Below are 6,119 nucleotides of genomic sequence, written 5' to 3'. Positions count from 1 at the left end.
GCCCGAACCCCCCTCCCCCGCGCCCTCCTTGACCGAGGTCGAGACCCACGGCGTCGACCGCATCCCGGACGCCGAGCGCGACGCGAGTCCGCTGGATCTGTTCCGCCTCGCCTTCGGTGGCGCCAACACCTTCTCCACCTGTGTGCTGGGCGCCTTCCCGATCCTGTTCGGACTCTCCTTCTGGCAGGGCCTCGCGGCCACGCTCCTCGGGGTCGTCGCGGGTGCGCTGATCCTGTGCCCCATGGCGGTGTTCGGACCGGTCAACGGCACCAACAACGCCGTCTCGTCCTCCGCGCACCTCGGTGTGCACGGCCGTGTGGTCGGCTCGTTCCTCTCGCTGCTGACGGCCGTCGCGTTCTTCTCCATCTCGGTGTGGAGCTCGGGCGACGCCCTGGTCGGCGGCGCGCACCGGCTGTTCGGCCTGACGCGCGGCAACCTGTCGTACGTCGTGGCCTACGCCCTGTTCGCGGGGCTGGTTCTCGCCGTGTGCGTGTACGGCTTCCGCTTCATGCTGTTCGTCAACAAGATCGCCGTGCCCTCGGCGAGCGTGCTGTTCCTGATCGGCGTGTTCGCCTTCGCCGGTGACTTCGACCCGTCGTACGCGGGCGTGTTCACGGACTCCGCGGACGCGGCGACCCGGTCGCTGTTCTGGCCGTCGTTCATCGGCGCGGCGTTGATCGTGCTGTCCAACCCGGTCTCGTTCGGGGCGTTCCTTGGCGACTGGTCGCGCTACATCCCGGCGTCCACCCCGCGCCGCAGGGTGATCGGCGCCGCGTTCCTGTCGCAGATCGCGACGCTGCTGCCGTTCGTCTTCGGCCTGGGGACCGCGAGCATCATCGCCACGAAGGCTCCTCAGTACGTCGATCCGGCGGCACCCGACTTCGTCGGCGGGCTGCTGGCGATCTCGCCCGGCTGGTACTTCCTGCCGGTGTGTCTGCTGGCGCTGATCGGCGGCATGGCGACGGGCACGACCGCGCTGTACGGGACCGGGCTGGACTTCTCCTCGGTGTTCCCGCGACTGTCGCGGGTGCAGGCCACGCTGCTGGTCGGCGCGTTGTCGATCGCGTTCATCTTCGTCGGGCGGTTCGGGCTGAACCTGGTCCAGTCGATCTCGACCTTCGCCACGATGATCATCACCTGCACCACGCCGTGGATGGTCGTGATGATGCTGGGCTACTGGACCCGGCGCGGCTGGTACGACCCCGAGGCCCTCCAGGTCTTCAACCGCCGTCAGCGCGGCGGCCGTTACTGGTTTTCGCACGGCTGGAACTGGCGGGGCATGACGGCCTGGTGGGTGGCGGCGGTGATCGGCGTGCTGTTCACCAACATCCCGGGGCAGTTCGTCGGTCCGCTGGGCGATCTCGCGAACGGGGTGGACATCGGCCTGCCGTTGTCGCTGGTCGTGGCCGCGGTGCTGTTCCTGGCGCTGTTGCGGCTGTTCCCCGAACCCCGGGCGGTGTACGGGCCTCAGGGCGCGCGGCTCGCGCGCACGGTCGAGGTGCCGGTGCCGCCGATCAGCGGGCCGAGGGCGTTGTCAGTGCCGTCGGCTAGCTTGCCCTCATGACTGAATTCGTTCTGGTGGCGGGTGCGAAGCTGGGTGCGTGGGCGTGGGACGAGGTGATGCCCGAGTTGCGGGCGGCCGGGCACGGGGTGCGTGCGCTGACCTTGTCCGGGCTGGCCGAGAAGCGGGGCACACCGGCCGGGCAGCAGACCCATGTGCGGGACATCGTCGAGGAGGTGGAGCGCCTCGATCTGCGGGACGTGGTGCTGGTCGGGCACAGTTACTCGGGCATACCTGTCGGGCAGGCCGCCGAGCACATCGGTGACCGGCTGACGCGGGTGGTGTACGTCGACGCGGGCGTCCCGATCGACGGGAAGTCGTTCCTGTGGGGATGGCCGAGTGACGGGGTGCGGGCGGCGATCGAGGCGAACGACGGCTTCTGGCCGTCCTTCTCGGCCGAGGATCTGGCGGACCAGGACCTCACCGAGGAGCAGATCGCCCGGATCGTTCGCGACTCGACGCCCCATCCGGGCGCCTCGCTCACCGAACCGGCCGTCGTGACCCGCCCGCTCGCCGAGCTGCCGTCGACCTATGTCAAGTGTCTGCTGGACTGGCCCGAGCCCAGCGACGAGGTCGCCGAACTCCTCAAGAGCGACCGCTGGGAGCTGGTGAACATGAACACCGGCCACTGGCCGATGTTCTCCCAGCCGCGCGAACTGGCCCGCATCCTGCACGAGTCGGTGACCGCCCCCTGATCCACTCCCCCGCCTACCGGTCGGTATGGTCGGCGTACAGCGCGTTCTCACTGACGAGAGGCGGGGCCTACGCATGGGCAAGCACTGGGCGGACTTCCAGTACGAGATCTATCTGAACGGGATGACGGGGTCCGTGCCCCGGCTGCCCACCGATCTGACCCGGCTGGAGGAGCTGACCGAGCAGCGCCTGGGCCCGGGCCCCGTCGGCTATGTGGCGGGCAGCGCGGGCGACGGCAGCACCGCCCGCGCCAACCGGGCGGCGCTGCGGCGACGCCGGATCGTGCCGCGCATGCTGCGGGACGTGCACGAACGGGACCTGTCCGTCGAGGTGCTGGGCCGCGCCCTGCCCGCCCCGCTGGCCCTCGCTCCCGTCGGCGTGCTGTCGATCATGCATCCGGACGCGGAGTGCGCGGCTGCCCGGGCCGCCGCCGCGCAGGGTGTGCCGTTCATCCTCTCCTCGGCGTCCAGCACCCCGATGGAGCAGGTCGCGGAGGCGATGGGGGACGCCGAGCGCTGGTTCCAGCTGTACTGGCCGAAGGACCCGGAGGTGGCCCGGAGTTTCCTCGGCCGGGCCAAGGCGGCCGGCTTCACCGCGCTCGTCGTCACCCTGGACACACCGATGCTGGCCTGGCGGCCCCGCGATCTCGACCAGGCGTATCTGCCGTTCCTGCACGGCGTGGGCACCGCCAACTACTTCTCCGACCCGGCCTTCCAGGCGGGCCTCGCCAAGCCGGTGCACGAGGATCCGAACGCGGCCGTGATGCACTTCGTCGGGATGTTCTCGGACCCCGCCAAGACCTGGCCCGACCTGGCCTTCCTGCGGGTGAACTGGGACGGCCCGATCGTCCTGAAGGGCATCCTGCACCCGGACGACGCCCGCGCCGCGGCCGACGCGGGGATGGACGGGGTGATCGTCTCCAACCACGGCGGCCGTCAGGTGGCCGGCTCCATCGGCGCGGCGGACGCCCTGCCCCGGGTCGTGGAGGCGGTCGGCGACCGGCTGACCGTCCTCTTCGACAGCGGCATCCGCACCGGCGACGACATCTTCAAGGCCCTCGCCCTCGGCGCCCGGGCGGTGCTCGTCGGACGGCCGTACGCGTACGGGCTCGGCCTCGACGGCCAGGCCGGCGTCGAACACGTCATCCGCTGTCTGCTCGCCGAACTCGATCTCACCCTCGCCCTGTCCGGCCACGCCACCCCCGCCACGATCGGCCCCGCCGACCTCATCGAGGAATCCGCATGACCGCCCCGAACGCCACCAGGAACGTCCTCGCCGTCATCTCGCCGCACGTGGGCGGCCGTGACATCGGCGCCGGGCTCGCCACGCTGTTCCCCGAGAATGCGCACGTCACCGTCGTCGAGACGGCCGACGAGGACCCGGCAGCCCTGCGCGCCGCGCACGCCGTCATCACCGCGCTCGCCCCGATGACCGCCGAACACCTCGCCGCCGCACCGCAGTTGGAGCTGGTGCAGTGCGCGAGCCACGGCTTCGACTACGTCGACGTGGCGGCGGCGCGCGAGCGTGGCGTACGCGTGTGCAACATCGGTTCCAGCGGTGCCGAGGCGCAGAACGTGGCCGAGCAGACCTTCGCCCTGATGCTCGCCCTGGCCAAGCGGCTGATCCCCGCCCATACCGCGCTCCTCGAGGCCGACTGGGCGCTCCCCCGGCTCCAGCACTCCCTGACCGAACTGTCCGGCAAGACGCTCGGCATCGTGGGCCTGGGCCAGATCGGGCGTGAAGTCGCCCGCCGCGCCGTCGCGTTCGACATGAGCGTCGTCTACGCCGGGCGGCGCCGCCAGCCACCCGAGACGGAGTCCGCCCTCGGCGACGCCCGCCACATCCCGCTCGACGAACTGCTGCGCACCGCCGACTACGTCTCCCTGCACACCCCGCTCACCGACGAGACCCGGCACCTCCTGAACGCCGAGCGCCTCGCGCTCCTCAAGCCGACGGCGTTCGTCATCAACACCGCGCGCGGCGCCCTGATCGACCAGGACGCCCTCGCCGACGCGCTGGAGAAGGGCGCGGTGGCCGGTGCGGGCATCGACGTCTTCGACCCCGAACCGCCCACCCCCGCCCTGCGCCTCCTGCGGGCCCCGAACGTGGTGCTCTCCCCGCACATCGGCGGCGTCACCCGCGAGACCCTGGTCCGTATCGCCCTCGCAGCCGTCCAGAACGTGACGGACTTCCTGACGGGCGGGACACCTCGGGACGCCGTGAACTAGGCGCCCCGCCGGCAAGCAGAGCGCCCGCCCCCTACGCGTTCTCCTCCCGCGCCCGCACCGCCCGCACCCCCGGCGTCTCCACCTCCGCGCTCGACAGCGAGCCGGGGCTCGCCGACGTCGGCGGGTCGGTCAGCCAACGCTGTGCCTCGGAGTCGTCGCGGACCTTGACGACGATGTCGGCGGACTTGTCGGCGATGGTGGGGGCGAGGGCGAGCCGGTCGTCCCAGCGGGGCAGCAACTCGCCCTGCACGGTGAGGTCGTAGCGCACGTCGTCGGCCCGCTCGGAGTCGTCGTCGGCGCACTTGCCGAGGATGACCACGCCGGCGTCCACGTGCGAGTCCAGGCACAGCTCGGGGTCCGCCACGCTGCGCAGCAGGCCGTCCTTCTTGTACGACCACTGCTGGGTGTCGTCGTCCGAGCACTCGGCCAGCTCGGTCCCGGCCCCGGCCTTCGGCTCGCCCCGGATGTCGAGGCACAGGTCGGCTTCGGCGTTGCGGAACCTGGTCTGGCGCGGTGCGCCCGGGAGTTGGGCGGTGCCGGGCGGGGAGGTGGAGACCGCGGGCGGCGACTGGGACGCGGTGTTGCCGCCGGTGGCGGAGGAGGCCGGGTCGACCCCGTCGTCGTCCGACAGCAGTCCGGCGGCGAGCATGATCGCGATCAGCCCCGCCGAGGCCACGCCCACACCCGTGAGCAGCGTCCGCGAGGAGCGCGGTCCGCCGGGTGTGCGGCGGATCTGCACGGGGATCCGGGACAGCAGGTGGCGTCGTGCCGCGCCGTGCCGGGCGGAGCCACGGGAGCGGGCCGCCGCGGACCGCGTACGGCCGGGTCTGGTGTCCAGATAGCGCCGCGCGCCCCAGCCGAGCACCGCTTCGGCGATGAGCACGCCCAACCCGCCCTCGAAATGACTCAGTTGTTCGGCGGCGTTACGGCAGTAGCGGCACTGCGTCAGATGCTGCTGGACATCCGGCAGCAAGGCTCCGCCTCGCCGAATCGGAACGTCGAGGAGACGGTTGTAGAACCGGCAATCCTTGGTCGGCGCGAGTTCCCGATGGGCATGTACACAACCTTCGCGGAATTTGTCACGCGCCTGTTCGAGTGCGGCCGAGGCGGTAACGGTATCCATGCCCAACAGACCGGCGGGCACGCTTAGCGGCTCGGCCTCGACCTCGGTATGCCAGAGCAGACAGCGGGCAAGTCCCGGAAGCGACTGGAAAGACCGATCGGCGAGCCTGCGATTTTCGGGCGTCATGGACTTCGCGGTCCGCATACCGCGACCGCCCGCGGGTTTCCCCAGCTCCGGCAGAACAGCCGCTATTCGGTCGTCCGCCGACCACTGCCGGACCGCGTCCCGGACTGCCACGAGCAGCCGGGGACGCAGCGCGGCGGCCGGTTCGCCCAGCGCCAGGCGGTCGAGGACCTGATGGAAGGCGGCGGCGGTGACCATGTCGGCGGCCGTCTCCGGGGAGGCGAGGCAGATCTCCGCGTACGCGTGGACCGGTTGCCAGTGGCGCGCCATGAGCAGCGCGACGGACGGAGCGGCCTCACCGTCCGGACGGCCCCGCAACCGGGCGGCGAGACCTTCGTCGGATTCCTCCGGAACCCCGCCGGGCGGCGGGTAAGGAGGGCGAGGGGGGTGG

The 6,119-nt window shown here is 71.4% G+C and carries 5 protein-coding genes; 4 read left to right on the top strand and 1 reads right to left on the bottom strand.

The genetic code is table 11. The features are described 5' to 3' along the window. Positions 1-28 precede the first annotated feature (28 nt). From L0P92_RS41160 to L0P92_RS41145, 4 genes are all read left to right on the top strand, one after another. Positions 29-1,564 (top strand): purine-cytosine permease family protein, encoded by a 1,536-nt coding sequence (locus L0P92_RS41160; protein WP_234768257.1) that lies wholly within the window; start codon positions 29-31, stop codon positions 1,562-1,564. Then, on the top strand, positions 1,561-2,256 hold the full coding sequence (locus L0P92_RS41155; RefSeq protein ID WP_234768256.1) for an alpha/beta fold hydrolase: 696 nt from the start codon (positions 1,561-1,563) through the stop codon (positions 2,254-2,256). The genes L0P92_RS41160 and L0P92_RS41155 overlap by 4 nt, the downstream gene beginning before the upstream one ends. 73 nt (positions 2,257-2,329) lie before the next feature. Further along, positions 2,330-3,499, top strand: coding sequence for a lactate 2-monooxygenase (locus L0P92_RS41150; RefSeq protein ID WP_234768255.1), 1,170 nt, complete (start codon positions 2,330-2,332; stop codon positions 3,497-3,499). After that, positions 3,496-4,482 (top strand): 2-hydroxyacid dehydrogenase, encoded by a 987-nt coding sequence (locus L0P92_RS41145; RefSeq protein ID WP_234768254.1) that lies wholly within the window; start codon positions 3,496-3,498, stop codon positions 4,480-4,482. The genes L0P92_RS41150 and L0P92_RS41145 overlap by 4 nt, the downstream gene beginning before the upstream one ends. Positions 4,483-4,513: 31 nt before the next feature. Here the strand turns inward: L0P92_RS41145 and L0P92_RS41140 are convergent. Beyond that, on the bottom strand, positions 4,514-6,119 hold a 1,606-nt coding region (locus L0P92_RS41140), incomplete at its 5' end, for an RICIN domain-containing protein (protein ID WP_234768253.1).

The sequence above is a fragment of the Streptomyces muensis genome (genome assembly GCF_021474425.1).
GTDB lineage: Bacteria > Actinomycetota > Actinomycetes > Streptomycetales > Streptomycetaceae > Streptomyces > Streptomyces muensis.
Note: the sequence above shows the minus strand (reverse complement) of the source record. Positions and strands in the feature narration are given on the sequence as shown.